The sequence below is a fragment of the Comamonas sp. Z3 genome, from assembly GCF_008121565.1.
Lineage (GTDB): Bacteria > Pseudomonadota > Gammaproteobacteria > Burkholderiales > Burkholderiaceae_C > Comamonas > Comamonas brasiliensis.
On record NZ_VOQU01000003.1, the window covers coordinates 725,362 to 745,342 of the forward strand.

A 19,981-nucleotide genomic window follows, 5' to 3' on the forward strand; every position below is an offset into this window, starting at 1 on the left:
GCATCCGGGGGAGGCGGAAAAAGCGAGTGATTTGACGCAAGAAAGGTCAGCATGGACAGAATAATTTATACATCGATGACTGGGGCCAATGCGGCTGCCCAGCGTCAGGCCGTGCTGGCCCACAATCTGGCCAATGCCGGCACCAACGGCTTTCGCGCCGAGATGTCCACCTTCCGCTCGGTGCCGCTGCAGGGCACGGGAGCCGGCACGCGCGTGTTTGCGCTGGAGGCCACCTCCGGCTATCAGGACACTCCCGGCCCGGCCCAGCGCACCGGCCGTGCGCTGGATGCCATGGCCATGGGGCGCGCCTGGTTTGCCGTGCAGGGGCTCGATGGCCAGGAAGCCTACACGCGCAACGGCGTGTTCGAGATCTCGCCCGAAGGGCAGCTGGTCAACAGCAACGGCCAGGCCGTGCTCTCCGACGGCGGTGCGCCCATCGATATCCCGCCCGAGTCCACGATTTCCCTGGGCTCGGATGGCACGCTGACCGCCAAGATGGGCAATCAGCTGCCCGTGGCGGTGGGGCGCGTCAAGCTGGTCACGCCGCCCGTCGACGAGCCGTTGGTGCGCGGCGATGACGGCTTTTTCCGCGCTGCCCAGGGCGATGCGCTGCCCAACGACGAAACGGCACGCCTGCTGTCGGGCTCGATCGAAGGATCGAACGTGAACTCCGTCGAAACCATGGTCGGCATGATCGCCGCCTCGCGCCAGTTCGAGCAGCAGATGAAGCTGCTGCAGACCGCAGAAACCAACGATAAATCCGCCAGCCAGCTGCTGAGCATGAACGGCTGATAGCCAAAGGAATACGTCATGATCAATTCGCTGTTCATTGCCAAGACCGGCATGGAAGCCCAGCAGACGCAGCTGGACGTGATCTCGCACAATCTGGCCAACGTCTCCACCACGGGCTACAAGCGCGCGAATGCGGTCTTCGAGGATCTGATCTATCAGAACCTGCGCCAGTCGGGTTCGCAGACCACCGAGCAGAACCAGCTGCCCACAGGCTTGCATCTGGGCCTGGGCGTGCGCACAGTGGCAACCAGCCGCAACTTTCTGCAGGGCAGCCTGCAGCAATCGAGCAATGCGCTGGATGTGGCGATCAACGGCAACGGCTTCTTCGAAGTCAATATGCCCGACGGCACGATTGCCTATACCCGCGACGGCTCGTTCGAGGTCGATTCCCAGGGCCAGCTGGTAACTTCCAGCGGCCTGCCCGTGGCCAATGGCATCACCATCCCGCAGGGCGCGACCAAGGTGTCCATTAGCCATGACGGCGTGGTCAGCGTCACCATGCCCGGCCAGGCCGCGCCGCAGCAGGTGGGCAATATCGCAATGAGCCAGTTCATCAATGCCGCAGGCCTGGAGCCGCGCGGCCAGAACCTCTACGTCGAGACGGCCTCCTCGGGCCAGCCCCAGCAGGGCACACCCGGTACCAACGGCCTGGGCACGATTCAGCAGGGCTATCTGGAAGCCTCGAATGTGAACGTGGTCCAGGAGCTGGTGACCATGATCCAGACCCAACGCGCCTACGAAATGAATTCCAAGGCGATCCAGACTTCCGACCAGATGCTGGCCAAGCTGGCACAGCTCTGATTGATCACCATGTATTGAGGAGCAGCTTGCGCTTGACACATATGGTTTTCAGATCAATTCGATGCTGATTTCCATTCTGAGAAAGCGTTAGAAGCTCTGATTTCAATAGCGTGCATTGCGCACGCAGGGCACAAGGGGCGAAGCGCCTGACTGCCAAGGACTTGCCGCCATGTTCAAAGCCATTGTTTCCCATTGCCCGCCGCTCTGTGCCCTCGCTGGGGCCCTGCTGGTTTCGGGCTGCGTCACGCTCAATCCACCGCCGCCCGTGGACATGCCCTCGACGGCGCCTCCCGTGCTGCAGCCGCGCGAGCAGACGGCCCAGAATCCCACCGGCAGCCTGTTCAATGCCAGCCGCTACCGCCCCATGTTCGAGGATCAGCGCGCCCGCATGGTGGGCGACTCGGTGACGGTGCAGATCGTCGAGCGCGTTTCGGCCAGCCAGAGCACGGACTCCAAGGTCGGGCGAGCCAACGAGCTGAGCACGGGCATCACCTCGCTGCCGCTGCTCAGGGGCGGCGCCGAGAAGACGGTGGCCGATGCGCTCACCCTGGGGGCCGAGAGCAAGAACGACTTCAAGGGCTCGGGAGCCACCAGCAGCAACAACACCTTCACGGGCTCGATTGCCACCACCGTGGTCGATGTGCTGCCCAACGGCCATCTGGTGATTGCCGGCGAGAAGCAGATCGGTGTCAACCACAACGTCGATGTGCTGCGTTTCACGGGCACGGTGGACCCGCGCTCGCTGCGTCCGGGCAGCACCGTGGCATCGACCCAGGTGGCCAATCTGCGCGTCGAATCGCGCAGCCGTGGCCAGGCCGGTGAAGCCCAGTCAATTGGCTGGTTGTCCCGGTTCTTTTTGAACGTTATGCCGTTCTGATTCTTCCGAGAATGGGCAGTATGAAAGTACTGTCCACGCTCCTGTCACTGCGCCCTGCGCACACCGCCTTGCTGGTGGTCGCAGCCCTCGGCGCCAGCGGGCTCACCCTGCCTGCGCATGCCACACGCATCAAGGAGGTTGCCGCCATCCAGGGCGTGCGCAGCAACCAGTTGACAGGCTACGGTCTGGTGGTCGGCCTCGATGGCACGGGCGACCAGACCACGCAGATGCCCTACACCAAGCAGGCGCTGGCCAATTATCTGGAGCAGATGGGCATCGCCCTGCCGGCCACGGGCAATGCGGCCCAGTTGCAGCTCAAGAACGTGGCGGCGGTGATCATCACGGCCGAGCTGCCGGCCTTCGCTCAGCCCGGCCAGGCCATAGACATCAATGTCTCCTCCATGGGCAACGCCAAGTCGCTCAAGGGCGGCACGCTGGTGGCGACACCGCTGCGCGGCGCGGACGGCGAGATCTATGCGCTGGCCCAGGGCAATGTGGTGGTCGGTGGAGCCGGGGCTGCGGCCGGCGGCTCCAAGGTGCAGGTCAACCACCTGAACGCGGGCCGCGTGCCGCAGGGCGCGCAGGTGGAGCGTGCAGTGCCCACCCCCGTCAACCAGGGCAGCACGATCACGCTGGGCCTGAATCAGACCGACTTCCAGACTGCCGACAAGATGGTGCGCGCCATCAACCAGCGCATGGGTGCCGGTACGGCCATGGCCTTGGACGGCCGCACGGTGCAGGTCAACGCACCCATCGACCCGGGCTCGCGCGTGCGCATGATCGCCGAGATTCAGGAGATGCCCATCGAGACCTCCAAGCCGGCGGCCAAGGTGGTCATCAATGCCCGCACCGGCTCCATCGTGCTCAATCAGGCGGTGACCCTGGGCCCCTGCGCGATTGCCCACGGCAACCTGTCCATCACCATCAGCACCACGCCGGTCATCAGCCAGCCCGCACCGTTCTCGCAGGGGCAGACCGTGGTGGCGCAGAAGTCCGATATTCAGGTCAAGCAGGAGCCCGGCAAGGTCATCAACATGCCCAATTCGCCCCAGCTCACCGATGTGGTGCGGGCACTGAATTCGCTGGGCGCCACGCCCCAGGACCTGTTGGCCATCCTGCAGGCCATCAAGGCCGCGGGCGCGATGGACGCCGAGCTGGAGGTGATATGAGCACGTCATTGCCCCATTCTTCATCGCTGGCGGCCAGCAATGCGCTGGCTGTCGATGCACGTTCGCTCAATGCGCTCAAGACGGCGGCCGGCGAGAACAGCCCCCAGGCCGCACGCGAGACCGCCAAGCAGCTCGAATCGCTGTTCATGCGCGAGATGATCAAGAGCATGCGCGAGGCGACCATGAAGTCCGGTCTGCTCGACAGCGCGCAGGGCAATCTCAGCACCGACCTGCTGGATCAGCAACTTTCGGTGGCCATGGCGGGACAGCCCGGCGGTCTCACCGATGCCATCAGCAAGCAGCTGGCGCGCAGCATGGGAGTCGACGCCGCCGAGGACGCCGAAATTGCCGTGCCTTCCACCCTGAGCCTGAGCCGCAATGCCTGGCGCAATGTGGGCAGCAACGGCGCCTGGAGCGGCAGCCGCAGCCAGGCTGCGCAAACGATCAATGCCTATGCACCGGCTCCCAAGGGCCGCGACAATTTCGTCACGGCACACACCGGCGCGGCCCAGCGCGTGGCCAGCGAGAGCGGTATCCCGGCCCATTACATGATCGGCCAGGCAGGGCATGAGACGGGCTGGGGCAGGAGCGAGATCCGCAACAAGGACGGCAGCAACTCGTTCAACCTGTTCGGCATCAAGGCCGGCGGCAGCTGGACGGGCAAGGTTGCCGAAGTCACGACCACCGAATACATCAATGGCGCGCCCAAGAAGGTGACGGCCAAATTCCGCGCCTATGACTCCTACGAGGAGTCATTCCGCGACTACGCACGCCTGATCGGCAGCAATCCGCGCTACGAAAAAGCCATGGCCCAGACCGGTTCTGCCCAGGCCTATGCCAGCGAGCTGCAAAAGGCCGGCTACGCCACCGATCCGGCCTATGCGCAAAAGCTCAGCCGCGCCATCCAGAGCGTGGCCCAGGTCGCAGTCGCCAACGCCGGCAGCACCAACGTCGCAAGCCGTCTGGGCGCCAGCGCCCGTGCCGCCCAGATCAACAAGATCACCGAGAACCAGTCATGAGTCTTCTGAACGTGGGCGCACGCGCCCTGATGGCCAACCAGATCGCCCTGCAGACCACAGGGCACAACATCGCCAACGTCAACACCGCGGGCTACTCGCGCCAGAGCGTGGCCTTCCAGACCTCGGCGGGTCAGAACATCGGCAACGGCTATATCGGCAACGGCGCCGATGTGGCCACCATCTTGCGCAACTTCAGCGAGCTGCTCAACCGCCAGGCCGCAGCGGCCAGCGCGGTCAGCGCATCGGACGCGGCGCGCTCGCAGTCGCTCAATCAGATGCAGGAAGTGTTTTCGGGCGGCAGCAATGGTTTGGGCGCTGCAGTCAACGACATGCTGAATTCCTTTGCCGATGTGAGCAGTGCCCCCACGGATCTGACTTCGCGCAACGTGGTGCTCACACGCATGAATGAGCTGGCTGCGCGCTTTCGCTCGGCTTCCGGTCAGCTCGATGAGCTGGACTACAACACCAAGCAGCAGATGACCAACGATGTGAACGTGGTCAACAGCCTGGCCAGCCAGGTCGCGTCGCTGAACTCGCAGATCAGCCGGGCTGTGGCGACTGGCGGTGTGCCCAACGACCTGCTGGATCAGCGCGATCAGCTGGTGCGTGACATCAACAAATATGTGCAGACCTCGCAGGTCGACGCCGGCGATGGCTCCATCACGCTGTTTGTAGGCGGCAGCCAGCCGCTGGTGATGGGGCAGACTGCCGCGCAACTCAGTCTCAAGGAGTCTGTGCAATACCCTGGCAGCGGCCAGATGAGCCTGTACTTCCAGCAAGGCAGCGGGCAGACGGTGGAGCTGACGGCCAATATGGTTGGTGGCGGTGAACTGGCGGGTCTGCTGCAATTTCAGAACTCCGACTTGACCGAGGGCCGCAATTTGCTGGGCCGCATGGCGGCCACGCTGGGCGCTGCCATGAATCAGCAGCAGCAAAGCGGCCTGACGCTGGATGGCAAGCCGGGCGCTGCCCTGTTCACCGTGCCCAGCACGGTTGTGGGGCATACCTCGATTGCCGGCATCACGGCGCAGGCGCAGTTTGTGGATACGGCTTCCACCAGCATTCCAAAGACGCCGCTGGATTACACGGGCTATCAAGCCTCCGATTACAAGGTGCTGTTCAAGGACAACGGCGCGTTGTCACTGATTCGTCTGTCGGACAACAAAGTCACGGATTTTGCCGATATCAATGAGCTGGCAACGACCACGGTTGACGGTTTGCGCTTCAATGTATCGGGTGCCGGAGCAAAAGGCGAGTCCGTCCTGTTTCAGCCCTATGCCAATGTTGCGCATGACTTCAAGGCCCTGGTGTCCTCGCCGCGCGATCTGGCTGCAGCCAATCCGATTACAGCGGGCATGTCGCAGAGCAACAAGGGCAATCTGCAGTTGGCGGGACTGAAAGTCAATTCGGGTGACTTCACGGTGCCGCCTACGACTACCGGTGTGCAACTGAGCTTTCAAACCGATGCGCAAGGCAATATCAGCTATACCGTTTCGGGCTCCAGCAATGCTGGCAGCAACGTCAGTGGCAAGCCCTATGTGTCTGGCCAACCGATTGAGGTCGATGGCTGGTCCATCACGCTGACGGGGACGCCTCACGACGGCGATTCGGTACTGGTGGGCGATGCGCTGGATCCTCAGTATGGTGACGCCTATACGCGCAATGCCGGCAATGCGGGGGCCTTTATGGATCTGCGCGACGCCAAGGTGTTTGATGGTGGTACCAGTCTCAGCGACGGTTACTCGGCACTGATCGCTCAGGTCGGCACACGCACGCAGAGTGCCAATTACGCCGCCAAGCTCTCCAGCACGATTGCCGACAATCTGGAGGCTGACCGCACGGCTGTGTCGGGAGTCAACCTCGACGAGGAAGCCGCCAAGCTGCTGCAGTTCCAGCAGGCCTACCAGGCCTCGGCCAAGATGCTGCAGGTGGCACAGGGAATTTTTGACAGCGTGGTTCAGGCCGTGGGCCGCTGATCCGCAACAAGGAGCCAATCATGACCAATATCGCCCGCGTTGGCACGGCCAGCATGTATGACAGCTCGGTTCGCAACATCAATTCGCGCCAGAGCAATCTGGTCGACCTGATGGACAAGATTACCGCTGGCAAGCGCGTGCTGCGCGCCAGCGACGACCCGGTGGCGGCCGCCCAGGCCGAGCGCGCCCGTACCAGGCTGACACGCACCGAGTCCGATCAGCGCTCTCTGGACGCGCAACGAAATATCATCTCCTACGGCGAAGCGACTCTGGGCGAGGCCAACAAGGCTTTGCAAGACTTCCGCGATCTGCTGGTGAATGCGGGCAATGGCACGTTCAACCAGACCTCGCGCGATGCATTGGTGGCGCAGATGACGAGCCTGCGCGACCAGCTCATGGGCTATGCCAACCGCAAGGACAGCAATGGCTTGCCGCTGTTTCGCGGCCTCGACAGCTCCGAGCAGCCCGTGCAGGGCTACACGTTTGCGGGCCAGCCCGGTCAGTCCGGCAGTGGCGACAACAGCATTCCCAACTCGCTCGATGGTGCAGCGGCATGGATGAATGTGCCGACCGGAAACGGCGTGCTGGAAGTCAATGCAAACCAGAGCAACAAGGGCAAGGCCTGGGCCGATGTGGGCGTGATCTCGGACCCGTCCGCCGCAACCGCGCTGACCACGCCCGTCAGCGTCGAGTTCTCCATGGATGCCGACGGCAAGCCTCAGTACAGCCTGGATGGCGGAGCGACCTTCAAGCCTTACAAATCGGGTGAGGCGATCGAGGTGGCTGGCATGAAGCTGACCATCACGGGCGAACCTGCCGCCGGCGACAGCTTTACCGTGTCACCCAGCCAGCGCTCGAACATTTTCAGCGTGCTGGACAAGGCGATTGATGCCGTGCGCAACGGCAGCAATACCGATGGCTCCACGGCGACGGGGGCATTGACCCATGCCATCGCCAAGGGCCTGGCGGAAATCGATACCGGCATGAGCCGTATGCAGACCGTGCAGAGCTTTGCGGGTGACTTGCTCAACCGTGCCGATCGCATTGAAACCGGACTGTCCGCACAGTCGTTGCAGCAAGAGGCTGACCGCTCAAGAGCCGAAGATCTGGATATGATTCCCGCGCTTTCTGAAAAAGAAACCCAGACCGTGGGTCTGCAGGCGGCTCTGCAGTCTTATGCTCAGATCCAGAAGCTGTCACTGTTCAACTACATCGGCTGATTCCTGCGGGCTCTGCCCGTCTTGATGTCTCGTCGTTCACCTGTCCAAATCCTCCATGACCCAGTCTGCCCTCAGCTCTTTGACTCTTGGTTATCGGCCGCTCTGGGGACGTACGCGACGCCTGGCAGGGATTCAGCTTTATGTGCACGAGGACTCTGGCAGCTCTGCCGACATGGCGCATTTTCTGCGCACCGTGGATGAGATCTGGAGCCGTCAGGCGCCGCCGCTGCTGATATCGCCACAGTCCCGCCAGGTTCTGTGCAATCTTCTCGAACATGCACCTCAGGGTAGCCCCTGGATCGAGGTGCGCGGTGACTGGTTGCAGCAGGATGAAGGTATTTACGAGCTGGTGCAGAAGGCCAAGGCGCGCGGGCTGATGCTGGTCTGGGGAGGATCGCTGGCCGATGTGCCCGATGCCGATGCGGCGCGCTGCTTTGCCAGCAGCCTGCTGAGCCTGCCGCCGCAAGGAGCCGCAGGACTGCCCAATGTGGTGCGCCCAAGCCAGCCGGCAAAGGATGCAGACAGGGAGGCCGCTTCGGGCTTTTTTGCCACCCAGCCCCTGAATCTGCTGGACGGCCAGATGTACCAGAGCCTGCAGAGCCTGGAGCTGGCGCGCTCCTGTCTCGACGAGCACGAAGCGGCCGCCGTGGCCGGCTGGCCTGTGGCAGACACCATGCAGGCTTTTCGGCTGCAGCAGCCCCAGCCCTCGCGCGATGCGCTCTTCAGGCTGATGAAGGCCATCGACAAGGAGCAGTCCCTGGATGTGATGGAAGAGATACTGGGTTCGGACCCGGTGCTGGCCTATCGCTTTCTGCTCTATACCAACTCGGCCGCGCTGGGCTTGCGCCGCGGCGTGGACTCGCTGCGCCGCGGGCTGGTGATGTTGGGGCTTGGCACGCTGGAGCGCTGGCTGGCCGACCAGCTGCCCCATGCCTGCACCGAACAGGATCTGGTGCCTCTGCGCACCCAGGTCGTGCTGCGCGCAAGGCTGGCCGAGCAGCTGATCGAGGCCGGGGTGAGCCTGGACCTGCAGCGCGAGATGTATTTGTGCAGCCTGTTTTCGCAGCTGGATCTGCTGCTGCATGAGCCGGTGGCCACCATCTTGCGACGCACACCGCTGAATGAGCGTATCTTCGATGCCATCGTCACGCGCACCGGTCCCTATGCGGCCGTGCTGCAGATGAGCCAGGCCCTGGAGAGCCGCGACCCGGCGCCCATCCGGCAGTTGCGCGAGCAGGAGGATTGGGAGGCCGAGGACCTCAACCGGATGCTGCTGCGCATGCTCGGTGAACTCAGGCTGGGCATGCCCCAGGCTCAGACCTGAGTGTCCGGATGAAAATTCACTGAAAACAGGCCTAATCCCATTGCAGATGGGGGATGGCAGCTATCAAACTGATGAATGTGCGATGGGGCAGAGTCGTGCATAAGCAGGGCTTGGCTGCCGCTTATCCACGCATTGCAGGGGCGCCGGATTCGGACAATTGGGACATCCAATCCGTCCGTGCGCCATGTCCGAATCCCAAGACAAAAACCTGCCCGCCACCGAACGCAAGCTGCAGAAGACGCGTGAAGACGGCCAAGGTGCGCGCTCGCGCGATCTGTCGCACCTGGCCATTCTGGGCACGGGCGCTTTGCTGGTGCTGATGGGCACCCAGCCCATGATGAATCATCTGCGCGAGGCCATGGCCCAGCAACTGGTGTTCAATGCCGTGACAGCCAAGACTCCGGCGCTGATGCTGGAGCGCTTTCAGTCCATGCTGATGCTGGGTCTTGGAATTTCCGTGATCTTCGCGCTGGTGACCACCACGGCCTCGGTGCTGTCCGGCGTGGCTGCAGGTGGCTGGATCTTCAGCTTCAAGCCCATTCAGCCGCGCTTTGGCAAGCTCAATCCCTTGTCTGGCCTCAAGAATCTGTTCTCCAAGCAGCAACTGACCACGGTGGTCAAGATGGTGTTCCTGACCATCGTGCTGGGCTTCGTGGCCTGGAAGTACATGAGTGCCAATATTGCCGAGATTGCATCGGTTTCGGCCCAGCCATCGCCCATGGCGCTCGCCATGGTGGGCTCCTGGCTGACCACGGGCGTCACCCTGCTGCTGGTCGTGGTGCTGCTGGTGGCCCTGATCGATGTGCCGTTGCAGGCCTTTCTCTTCAAGTCGCGCCTCAAGATGAGTCATGAGGAGGTCAAGCAGGAGCACAAGGAGTCCGAAGGCAACCCGCAGCTCAAGGGCAAGATCCGCCAGAAGCAGCGCGAGATCGCCGACCGGGCCAGCGTCTCGGCCGTGCCCAGAGCCGACTTTGTGGTCACCAACCCTACCCACTATGCCGTGGCGCTGCGTTATGACGATGCCACCATGGCCGCGCCCCAGGTGATTGCCAAGGGCACGGATCTGGTGGCGCTCAAGATTCGCGAAATCGCGGGCGCGCATCAGATCCCGGTGCTTGAGTCGCCCATGCTGGCGCGCGCTCTCTATGCCCATGCCGATCTGGATCAGGCCATCCCCGCCGCGCTTTACACGGCCGTGGCCCAGGTGCTGGCCTATGTCTATCGTCTCAAGGCTGCACTGAGCGGCCAGGGTCCCATGCCCGATGCGCTGGGCGAGCCCCCCGTGCCTGTGGAGCTGGATCCGCACCGTGGCCGCACCCAGCCTGCGGCGGTCGATGCTGCTGCGCAGCAAGAAGGTAATCTGTGATGTCGTCGAATCCTCTGCAACTGTTCCAGAAGTGGTCTGGCTCCAATGCCGGCGCCCTGCAAGGGATGACTACTCCCATTCTGGTGGTGGCCATTCTGGGTCTGATGGTGTTGCCCGTGCCGCCCTGGCTGCTGGACACCTTCTTCACCCTCAATATTGCCGTGGCGCTGATGGTGATGATGGTGGCGGCCTACATGATCAAGCCGCTGGATTTCGCGGCCTTCCCTTCGGTGCTGCTGCTGACCACGCTGATGCGCCTGTCGCTCAACGTGGCGTCGACGCGCGTGGTACTGATGGAGGGCCACACCGGCCCCGGCGCCGCGGGTGCGGTGATCGAGGCTTTCGGCCACTTCCTGATCGGCGGCAACTTTGCCGTGGGTCTGATCGTGTTCAGCATTCTGGTGGTCATCAACTTCGTGGTGATTACCAAGGGCGCAGAGCGTATTGCCGAAGTCTCGGCCCGCTTCACACTGGACGCGATGCCCGGCAAGCAGATGGCGGTGGACGCCGATCTGAACGCCGGCCTGATCGACGAGAAGGAAGCCAAGCGCCGCCGTGCCGAAGTGGGCGAGGAAGCCAATTTCTTCGGCTCCATGGACGGAGCCAGCAAGTTTGTGCGCGGCGACGCGATTGCCGGCATCTTGATTCTGGTGATCAACGTCATCGGCGGCCTGATCATCGGCATGGCCCAGCACGGCCTGACCGCGGGCCAGGCGGCCGACAGCTATATCCTGCTGGCCGTGGGCGATGCGCTGGTGGCGCAGATTCCGGGTCTGTTGATCTCGGTGGCCTAGGCCATGGTGATCTCGCGCGTGGGCAAGGAATCCGATATGGGCCGCCAGATCGTGCAGCAGCTGTTCATGTCGCCCAAGGTGCTGGGCATCACGGCCGGCGTGATGATCCTGCTGGGCCTGATTCCCGGCATGCCGCATCTGGTGTTCATCAGCATGGGGGCATTGCTGGGCTGGGGTGCCTGGATGCTGGACAAGCGGGAGAAAGCCCGCGTCGCAGAAGAAAACAGCGCCGCGGCACCCCAGCAGCAGGCTGTGCAGGGTGACGGCGAAGCGAGCTGGGACGATCTGCAACCCGTGGATCTGCTCGGCCTGGAGCTGGGTTACCGCCTGATTGCCTTGGTGGACAAGAGCCGTCAGGGCGACTTGTTGACGCGTATCAAGGGTGTGCGCCGCAAGTTTGCACAGGAGGTGGGCTTTCTGCCCCCGGCCGTACATGTGCGCGACAACCTGGAGCTCAAGCCCAGTGCCTATCGCATGACGCTGCGCGGCGTCATGGTGGGTGAGGGCGAAGCCTTCCCCGGCATGTTCCTGGCCATCAATCCCGGCGGCATCACCACGCCGCTGATAGGCACGGCCACGACCGATCCTGCCTTTGGCCTGCCCGCGCACTGGATTGACGAGCGGCAGAAGGAAGCGGCACAAATGGCCGGTTTTACCGTCGTTGATTCGGAAACCGTGATGGCGACGCATTTGTCACACTTGATGCAAGTGCACGCGGCCAAGCTGTTGTCTCGTACTGAGACGCAGCAGCTCGTTGACCATGTGGCCAAGCTGGCCCCCAAACTCATCGAAGAAGTCATCCCGAAAATGGTGCCCATCACAACGTTCCAGAAAGTGCTCCAGCTGCTGCTGGAGGACTCTGTGCACATTCGTGATATCCGCACCATCATCGAGACGCTGGCCGAAAACGCCACGCAGACGGCCGATCCGGTGGAGCTGGCGCGTCGCGTGCGCATTGCGCTGTCGCCTGCCATCGTGCAGCAGATCTACGGTCCGACCCGCGAGCTCAATGTGATTGCCATCGAGCCCGGCCTGGAGCGTCTGCTGGTGCAGGCACTGTCGAACCCCAATGCGCCATCGCTGGACCCCGGCGTGGCTGAAATCCTCACACAAAAAGCGGTCGATGTGGCCAACCAACAGGAAGAGCTGGGTCTGCCCGCCTGCCTGCTGGTGCCGGACGTCATCCGCAACTCTCTTGCCAAGCTGCTGCGCCGTGTGGCGCCGCGTCTGCAGGTGCTCGCGCACAGCGAGATTCCCGAGACGCACACCATCCGCATCGGCCCGATTCTTAAAGGTGCAACCGCATGAATATCAAACGCTTTTACGCCCCGACTGCCCGTGAGGCCCTGGCCAAGGCGCGCATGGTTTTTGGCGACGGCACCCTGATTCTCTCCAACCGACAGACGCCGGATGGAGTGGAAGTCATGGCCACGGCCGAAGAGACCCTTCAGGACATGGATGCCGGCATGCAGACCGGCTCGCCCCTGCAAAAGGCACTGGAGCGCCGCGCAAGTGACGAAGGCATGAGCCTGCGCAAGGAGCACTCGCCTCTGGCCCCCGCTGCTGCCAGGCGCAGCCGGGGCGGTGAAGCCATGAGTACGCTGGAGCATGTGCAGGCGCGTCAGACGGCCAAGGAAGAGCAGGCCCGCGAGATGCAGATTCAGGCCAAGCCGGTCAAGGCCATCAATGAACTGGCCCAGCATTCCGTGCAGGACGATGTGGAGCAACTGTCCATGAGCACGCTGACCTTCCAGGACTATGTGCGCGAGCGCATGCTGCGCCGCCGCCATGAGTCGTCGCTGGACAGCAGCGAAGCGCTGCCCACCTTTGCCCAGCGCGTGCAGGAGCGCAACAACGAGCGCCCTGCCATGGCCGCCAAGTCTCAGGCAGCCAGCGCTGCGGTGATCCGCCACAATCCTCTGCGTCCCGAGAAGATCCAGCTCAAGGAAAGCGCCAGACCCGTCAGTACGGCTGCACCTCAGAACTTCATGCAGGAGATGCAGTCCATGAAGGATCTGATCGAGGAGCGCTTCAACACGCTGACCTGGCTGGGCCAGACGCGTCAGAACCCGATCCAGTCCAGCCTGATGCACAAGCTCATCCGTGCCGGATACTCGCCCGCACTTGCACGTGCGCTGATCGAGAAGCTGCCAGAGACGCTCTCCGCCGGCGACGCCGTGCGCTGGCTGATGCAGGTGCTGGAGCGCAATCTGCGCACCGATGCAGCCCAGCCTGCCATCTACGAGCAGGGCGGGGTGTTTGCCCTGGTCGGCGCGACCGGCGTGGGCAAGACCACCACCACGGCCAAGCTGGCGGCGCTGTGCGCGGCCAAGCATGGTCCCGCATCCGTGGGTCTGATCACGCTGGATACCTATCGCATCGGTGGCCATGACCAGTTGCGCACCTATGCCCGCATGCTGGGCATGGTGGCCCATCAGGCCCATGACAAGGCTGCGCTGCAGGACCTGCTCGGACTGCTGCAGAGCAAGAAGATGGTGCTGATCGATACGACCGGCGTGGCCCCGCGTGATCCGCGCAAGGACGAGATCATGGATGTGCTGGCCATTGAGGGCGTGCAGCAGCTGCTGGCCGTCAATGCAGCCGCTCAGGGCGATGCGCAGGACGATGTCATGCAGGCCTTCAAGGCGCGCGGATCGCAACACGCCATCCTCACCAAGGTCGATGAAGCCGTGAAGGTTGGTCCTTCGGTGGACACGCTGATCCGTCATCAGATCCAGCTGCGCGGCGTGACCAATGGCCAGCGCGTGCCCGAAGACTTCGAACGCGCCAATGCGCAACTGCTGGTCTCGGCCTCCATGCGCTCGGCGGCCAAGTCGGCCTTTGATCCCCAGTCGCTGGATCTGGACTTCTTCTTCACCCCTTCGTCCGCCAGCAGCGCAGAGGCTGCCCATGCTTGAGCGTCGCTCGCCATTGCATCAGGGCATGGCTCTGCATGTGAGCGATGCCAGCACCGCAGGCTTGCGCGTGCTCGCCGTGCTGCACAGCGCATCGGGTGCGGCTGCCGAGCAGGCCGTGCTCTGGCCGTTGTGCGCCCAGTTGCAGCGCCTGGGGCAGAAGGTGCTGGTGCTCGATGGCAGCCAGGCCGAATCCTTTCACACGCCAGGTCTTGCCCAGCTGCTGGCGCAGCATGCCTGGCAGGCTCAGGCGGGACTGCGCGCAAGCGTCGGCGACGCCCAGTCGGTGGCCAGCCTGCCCGCGCGACTGGGCCTCAAACAGCTCAAGGCCTCTGCCGACGAGATGGGGCTGGACATGCTGACGGCCCTGCAAGCCTATGTGCGCGGCTACACCACCGTTCTCATCTATGCGAGCAGCGAGACCCTGACGCCGCTGCTGCAAGGCCAGGGCCTGCAGCCGCTGCTGGTCGTGCCACCCGATTCCGAACACCTCATTGAAAGCTACCGTCAGCTCAAGCATCTGGCCTTGTTTGCCGGTGTGGAGTGCACGATTGCCGCACTGGAGGCACCGCTCGCGGCTGATGGTCCGCAGAAATACGACTGGAGCCGCAAGCAAAGCAGCTCGCAGACAGCCAAGCAAAACGCTCAGACACGCTTGCAGCGCCTGAATGCACTGCTACAGTGTTCGCAGCGCCATCTGGGCGATGCCCCGGTGCTCATGCGCTTGCGCTGGCGTCAGGCCAGCGATCTGCATCAGCTCACGCTGCACATGCTCAAGACGGCCTGCATCCTGCCCATGCAGGCCCAGCCTACGGCGGCTGCCGCGCCTGAATCCCTTGTCTGGAGCCATTGACTGCCATGTACACCGCCAAAGGCCAACTCGACCGCGACGCGCTGATTCGTCAGCATGTGCCGCTTGTGCGTCGAATTGCCTTGCACATGATCGCCAAACTGCCACCGAACGTCGAGCTGGATGACCTGATCCAGGTAGGCATGATCGGTCTGGCCGAAGCGCTGTCGCGCTTCGAGAGCGAGCAAGGCGTGCAATTCGACACTTTCGCCAGCCAGCGCATTCGTGGCGCCATGCTGGACGAACTGCGCGAAGGCGACTGGATGAGCCGTAGCTCACGCAAAAGCCAGAAGGAAATCGAGCAGGCGCTCAACCGCCTGGAACAGCGCCTGGGCCGGCCCCCGCTGGAGTCGGAGATCGCGGCCGAGCTGGGCATGGCCCTGGACGACTATCAGTCCCTGCTGGGCAAGGTGCGCGGCACGCAGCTGGTCTATCTCGAGGACATAGGCGGAGGTGACGGCGACGACGGCGACGACTATCTGGAGCGGCATGTGGCCGACTCTGGTGCCGACCCCTTTGCCTTGCTGCGTGACCAGCGCATGCGCTCCGCATTGGTCGAGGCCATCAAGGCCCTGCCGGAGCGCGAGCAGTATGTGATGGGCATGTACTACGAGCACGACATGAACCTCAAGGAAATCGCCGCCGTGCTCGGCGTGACCGAGTCGCGGGTCTGCCAGCTGCACAGTCAGGCCATCGCCCGTCTGCGCACCAAGATGCGCTCGCATTGAACACCTGAAACGGTCCGCCAGGAGCGGGCCATTGACCAGAACAAAGCCGCCGCTTGGGCAGATCCCATCTGCCCAAGCGGCGGCTTTGTTTTTGCAACGCAGCGGCATGGCTGCGTTTTTCTGCTTCATTGTCGATAGCGTTTGGCGTTCTGCGGCATTGGGTTCATGGATGTCTTGATCGTCGCTGCAAGCAAAAAGCCCTGTTGCATCGCTGCAGCAGGGCTTGGCTTGAGTGGCTTTGCAATCAGTGCATCACATGCGGCTGGCCGTCAAACATGTGCTCGAAACTGGCCAGCCAGGGCTCGGCGAGCACGCGAATCTGGGCATCGTTGCGCAGGATGCGTTGCATGATGCGCGCCTTTTCCTTGCGCAGTTCGGGCGCCAGCTTTTCGTCACGCGAACGAAAGCGCAGCTGCTCGATCAGCACGGCACAAGTGCCCTCATAGCGCGCAACACCGTCCCAGTCCTTGGCCTGGGCGGCCTGCAGCATCTTGGCGCTGCTTTCCTCAATGGCGCGGTAGAAGTCGATCAATGTGTGCTCCATATATGCATTGTTTTATTGCCCGGCTGCAGCAGCGGGAGCGGAACCGATTTCTTGCCAGCCTTGGGCGACAGGCTCCACCAGCGAGACTACCTCTTCCACGGCCTGCACGTCATTGCGCAAATTGGCATGAGTCAGGCGCTGGATGCAATAGTCATACAAGGCGCCCAGGTTAGCGGCAAGCTCTCCGCCCTGTTCGCGGTTGAGACTGCCCTTGAGGCCTTCTTCCAGGATGCGCACCGCACGACCCAGTTGGGTGCCCTTGACCTCTACCTCGCCGCGCTCAATCGCGCCGCGTGCAGCATTCAGGTTCTGCAACAGCCCTTCAAACAGCATCTGAATCAGGCGATGTGGCGATGCGCTTTCCACGCCAGACTGAGCACCTACCTGGCGATAGGCACTCGCAGCGCGGGAAAAAGAGGGGGTATACATGGCAGGCTTCCTTGTCAACGACTTACCTTGGATATCGGCAGTCGCTTTCCAAAATCAAGTTTTTTTTGGCCCCGTGCAGAACTGAGCCGCTTTACGCAAAGCGCGAATCTTCAGCTGCTCTTGTTCCAGGCAGCAATCTGGTTCTGCATATAGGTGCTGAGCGCCGAGATGGAGGACATCTGCGAGTCCAGTGCCGAGTATTGACGCGTCAGTTTGGCCTCCAGCGTCGTCGCTCCCGCGTTGATCTTGTCCTGGTCCTTTAGATTGCTCTTTTTGCGCAATTCGAGTGAGTCGGTCTTGCTGTTCAGCGTTCCGTCATAGGCCAGCAGTTCATCCGTGAATTTCTTCATGCTCACGGCAATGCCGCCACCGGTTCCATCGCTGGAAGACTTGGCTGCGAAAAGCGACTTGAGGGCGTCGGGTGAGTCCAGGGCCTTGTCCAGCTTTTCGGACTTGGTGATGCTCAAGGTGCCATCCTTGTACTCGATACCGATATCCGCCAGGCGCTTGAGATCGCCCGTGGCATTGCTGGCCGAGCCGCTGAGCAGGGAGCGCAGGCTGCTTTGCAGACTGATCGTGGCTGAATCGCCCTGGAACAGTCCCGATGGGTCGTTTTCGTCGGTCGAGGATGTCTGTTTGCCGCTCTCGTCCCGCATGCCCTTGGTGGTCTTGGTCAACAAGTCGTTCAAGGCATTGAAAGCGTCTACAAAGTCCTGAATGTTCTTCTTGGTGGCGGTCTTGTCAGCCGTCACGGAGACGCGCGCAGGCTTGTCCACATTGGTCGCCTGATCGACGGTCACCTGGTTGACCGTGATCTTCAAGCCCGGCAGCACATTGTCGAAGTTGTCAGTGCTGGAGGCTTGCGTCACACCATTGATGGTGATCTTGGCATCCTGCGCCCCTTGGTTGGCAGGGATGGAGAAACTGCCCACGGCGGAGCCGCTATCCGTCACGCTGAATGCCGCATCTGCCCCCGTCGCCTTGGAGCGAAGCATCAATTGCTCGTTGCCTGCGCCATCACGCATCACCAGAGCCTGCATGCCGGAGGCCTTTTCATTGATTTTCGCGGCCAGCGTGGTCAGCGTGTCGCTGCTGGTGTAGTCGACATTCACCGGTACGCCAGTCTTGGTGTTCTGGATGCTCAACGTGCCTGCCGCGCCCATCTTCTGATCCACGGCACGCGCAGCGTTCACCGATGTCTGCGATCGAGCGAGCTGGGTCACCGACACGTCATACGTCGCCGCGCTGGTAATGCCCGACACCGTCATCGACACTGCGGAGTTGCTGGAGTTGATGGTCATCGAATTCCAGCCGCTATCGCGCGTGAGCTTGGCATTCGCATCGGCCAGCGTGCTCGACAGCGACTTGATCTGAGCATAGGTCGAAATCTGGGTCTGGATGGTCTGCTGTTTGACCTGCAGTCCTGCCAAAGGCTGCTTTTGCAGAGACACCATCTTGCTGATGATGTCCGAGACATTCAGGCCACTGCCAATACCCACAGAGGAAACTGCCATTTTCTACTCCTTGCGGCCGTGGACTCCCGCAGTCCATGCCTATCACTGCCGCCCATTCTGGGGCAAGAAGAAAAAATCAAAAGCATGAAAAGCAGCATGAGGCCTTGTCTATCGCGGCTTTGGACTCGGGCCTCACAGCTTTTCCCGCCTCTTTCTCGGCTTTTTGGATGAGAACTTGAGTGCTTTTTACAGGCGCATGCAAAAAAGGCGGTCTCGCATTTGCAAGACCGCCATCAAAAAGCAAACTTTCACTAGAGCTTGCCTGCGATGCCTCTCATCGAGACGACGCAGGCAGCTACCGTCATCAGCGCAGCAGGCTCAGGACCTGCTGGGGCAGCTGGTTGGCCTGGGCCACCATCGCCGTGCCGGCCTGCTGCAGGATCTGCGTGCGGCTCAGGTTGGCGGTTTCCTTGGCGAAGTCGGCATCGGTGATGCGGCCGCGGGCTGCAGTGATGTTCTCGCTCTGGATGTCGATGTTCTCAACCGATTTCTCGAACCGGGTCTGGATGGCACCCAGGTCACCTCGGGAAGAGTTCACCTTGTCAATGGCCTTGTCGATACGCTGCAGAGCTTCCCAGGCACCAGATTGAGTGCTGATGTCCACCTGGTCAATGCCCTTGCCGCCGCCCGCGGTGGCGGCACCGGCCGCAACATCCACTGCTGCGATGCTGCTGCCCGTGTCAATCTTGACGTTGGCAATATCGTCGCCATTGGCCTGATTTTCGGTGGCGCGCAGCTCGATCTTGGTCTTGTCGTCGCTCAGGAAGGCTGTCACGCCGGTGTCGGCCGTCTTGGAGTTGATGGCCGCCACCACCTTGCCCAGGGCTTCGTCCTCGGTCACGTTGGCATCCTTGGCAATCTTGACCGAAGTCTCGGTGCCATTGGAGCCCGTGATCTTGATTGTCACATCGCCAGCCGAGATCGATGCCTGTGCCTGCGTCTTGACCGTTGCTGCAGTGACATCCGCTGCCTTGCCGTAGGTCGAGTTGCCGAGCTCATCGACCTTGGTATTGGCCAGAGCGCCCACGGTGATGTTGTCGCCGGAGTTGGCGCCCACCTGGAAAACTGCACCGGTGAAGCCACCGTCGAGCAGCTTGGCACCGTTGAAGCTGGTGGTCTTGGCCACGCGGTCCACTTCATCACGCAGCTGGGAAAGTTCGGACTGCAGGGCTTCGCGGTCGCTCTTGCTGTTGGTGGCATTGCCCGACTGCACAGCCAGTTCGCGCATGCGTTGCAGCATGTCGCCGACCTTGCCCAGCGCGCCTTCAGCTGTCTGGGCCAGGGAAATACCGTCATTGGCGTTGCGCGATGCCACGGACAGGCCGCGGACCTGGGTGCTCATGCGCTCGGCAATGGCCAGGCCGGCGGCGTCGTCCTTGGCGCTGTTGACACGCAGGCCCGAAGACAGGCGTTGCATGGAGGTCGCCAGCGAGTTGCCAGACAGCCCCAGATTGCGTTGTGCATTGATGGACACAACATTGGTGTTAATGGTCATTGCCATTTGAGTTTCCCCTTTTTCTAACGCTCACTCGGTGATATGGAATCCGATGGTTGGGAGCACACGAAAAACATGCGCATTTCCATCGACTCCTTTTTTTCAGGCAGTCTGGCTACCCGTTCTTGCCAAAGCCCTGCACTGAAGCTGGGGAGTTGCAGTGCAGGG

General features: G+C 62.3%; 16 protein-coding genes and 1 pseudogene. 13 read left to right on the plus strand and 4 right to left on the minus strand.

What is annotated here, in order from left to right; genetic code table 11:
- The first annotated feature begins 51 nt into the window (after positions 1–51).
- The 13 genes and pseudogenes from FSY59_RS11870 (at position 52) to FSY59_RS11930 (ending at position 15,831) form a co-directional block, all read left to right on the plus strand.
- On the plus strand, positions 52–792 hold the full coding sequence (locus FSY59_RS11870; RefSeq protein ID WP_003059202.1) for a flagellar basal body rod protein FlgF: 741 nt from the start codon (positions 52–54) through the stop codon (positions 790–792).
- A gap of 18 nt (positions 793–810) precedes the next feature.
- Positions 811–1,593, plus strand: a complete 783-nt coding sequence (gene flgG, locus FSY59_RS11875; RefSeq protein ID WP_003059201.1) for a flagellar basal-body rod protein FlgG — start codon at positions 811–813, stop codon at positions 1,591–1,593.
- A 169-nt stretch (positions 1,594–1,762) separates the two neighbouring features.
- Positions 1,763–2,470 carry a flagellar basal body L-ring protein FlgH gene (locus FSY59_RS11880; protein ID WP_051962279.1) on the plus strand — a complete coding sequence of 236 codons (708 nt, stop codon included), beginning with the start codon at positions 1,763–1,765 and terminating at the stop codon, positions 2,468–2,470.
- Positions 2,471–2,490: 20 nt separating this feature from the next.
- Positions 2,491–3,639, plus strand: coding sequence for a flagellar basal body P-ring protein FlgI (locus tag FSY59_RS11885; protein ID WP_148729000.1), 1,149 nt, complete (start codon positions 2,491–2,493; stop codon positions 3,637–3,639).
- The gene (flgJ, locus tag FSY59_RS11890; RefSeq protein ID WP_003059196.1) at positions 3,636–4,658 is read left to right on the plus strand and encodes a flagellar assembly peptidoglycan hydrolase FlgJ; all 1,023 of its coding nucleotides are present in this window, start codon (positions 3,636–3,638) and stop codon (positions 4,656–4,658) included. Before FSY59_RS11885 ends, flgJ begins: the two co-directional genes overlap by 4 nt.
- Positions 4,655–6,634, plus strand: coding sequence for a flagellar hook-associated protein FlgK (gene flgK, locus FSY59_RS11895; protein ID WP_043370689.1), 1,980 nt, complete (start codon positions 4,655–4,657; stop codon positions 6,632–6,634). The genes flgJ and flgK overlap by 4 nt, the downstream gene beginning before the upstream one ends.
- A gap of 20 nt (positions 6,635–6,654) precedes the next feature.
- Positions 6,655–7,854: a flagellar hook-associated protein FlgL gene (gene flgL, locus FSY59_RS11900; protein WP_043370691.1), complete on the plus strand. Its 1,200-nt coding sequence runs from the start codon at positions 6,655–6,657 to the stop codon at positions 7,852–7,854.
- A 172-nt stretch (positions 7,855–8,026) separates the two neighbouring features.
- Positions 8,027–9,178 carry an HDOD domain-containing protein gene (locus FSY59_RS11905; RefSeq protein ID WP_080731428.1) on the plus strand — a complete coding sequence of 384 codons (1,152 nt, stop codon included), beginning with the start codon at positions 8,027–8,029 and terminating at the stop codon, positions 9,176–9,178.
- A gap of 184 nt (positions 9,179–9,362) precedes the next feature.
- Positions 9,363–10,544, plus strand: a complete 1,182-nt coding sequence (locus FSY59_RS11910; RefSeq protein ID WP_003059190.1) for a flagellar biosynthesis protein FlhB — start codon at positions 9,363–9,365, stop codon at positions 10,542–10,544.
- A pseudogene (gene flhA, locus FSY59_RS11915) lies at positions 10,544–12,646 on the plus strand (flagellar biosynthesis protein FlhA). The gene FSY59_RS11910 and the pseudogene flhA overlap by 1 nt, the downstream one beginning before the upstream one ends.
- A complete protein-coding gene (gene flhF, locus FSY59_RS11920) occupies positions 12,643–14,256 on the plus strand; it encodes a flagellar biosynthesis protein FlhF (protein WP_043370694.1) in 1,614 nt (537 codons plus the stop codon). Before flhA ends, flhF begins: the two are co-directional and overlap by 4 nt.
- Positions 14,249–15,106 (plus strand): hypothetical protein, encoded by an 858-nt coding sequence (locus tag FSY59_RS11925; RefSeq protein WP_043370696.1) that lies wholly within the window; start codon positions 14,249–14,251, stop codon positions 15,104–15,106. The genes flhF and FSY59_RS11925 overlap by 8 nt, the downstream gene beginning before the upstream one ends.
- Before the next feature lie 5 nt (positions 15,107–15,111).
- Complete coding sequence (locus FSY59_RS11930) at positions 15,112–15,831, plus strand: RNA polymerase sigma factor FliA (protein WP_003059180.1); 720 nt, start codon at positions 15,112–15,114, stop codon at positions 15,829–15,831.
- Between the two features lie 244 nt (positions 15,832–16,075).
- Here FSY59_RS11930 and FSY59_RS11935 read toward each other — a convergent pair whose 3' ends face one another.
- The 4 genes from FSY59_RS11935 to FSY59_RS11950 form a co-directional block, all read right to left on the minus strand.
- Positions 16,076–16,375, minus strand: coding sequence for a flagellar protein FliT (locus FSY59_RS11935; RefSeq protein ID WP_003059178.1), 300 nt, complete (start codon positions 16,373–16,375; stop codon positions 16,076–16,078).
- A 12-nt stretch (positions 16,376–16,387) separates the two neighbouring features.
- Complete coding sequence (fliS, locus tag FSY59_RS11940; protein ID WP_043370698.1) at positions 16,388–16,804, minus strand: flagellar export chaperone FliS; 417 nt, start codon at positions 16,802–16,804, stop codon at positions 16,388–16,390.
- A gap of 110 nt (positions 16,805–16,914) precedes the next feature.
- Positions 16,915–18,318, minus strand: a complete 1,404-nt coding sequence (gene fliD, locus FSY59_RS11945; protein WP_043370699.1) for a flagellar filament capping protein FliD — start codon at positions 18,316–18,318, stop codon at positions 16,915–16,917.
- 304 nt (positions 18,319–18,622) lie between these two features.
- A complete protein-coding gene (locus FSY59_RS11950) occupies positions 18,623–19,819 on the minus strand; it encodes a flagellin (RefSeq protein ID WP_148729001.1) in 1,197 nt (398 codons plus the stop codon).
- Between the last annotated feature and the right edge of the window lie 162 nt (positions 19,820–19,981).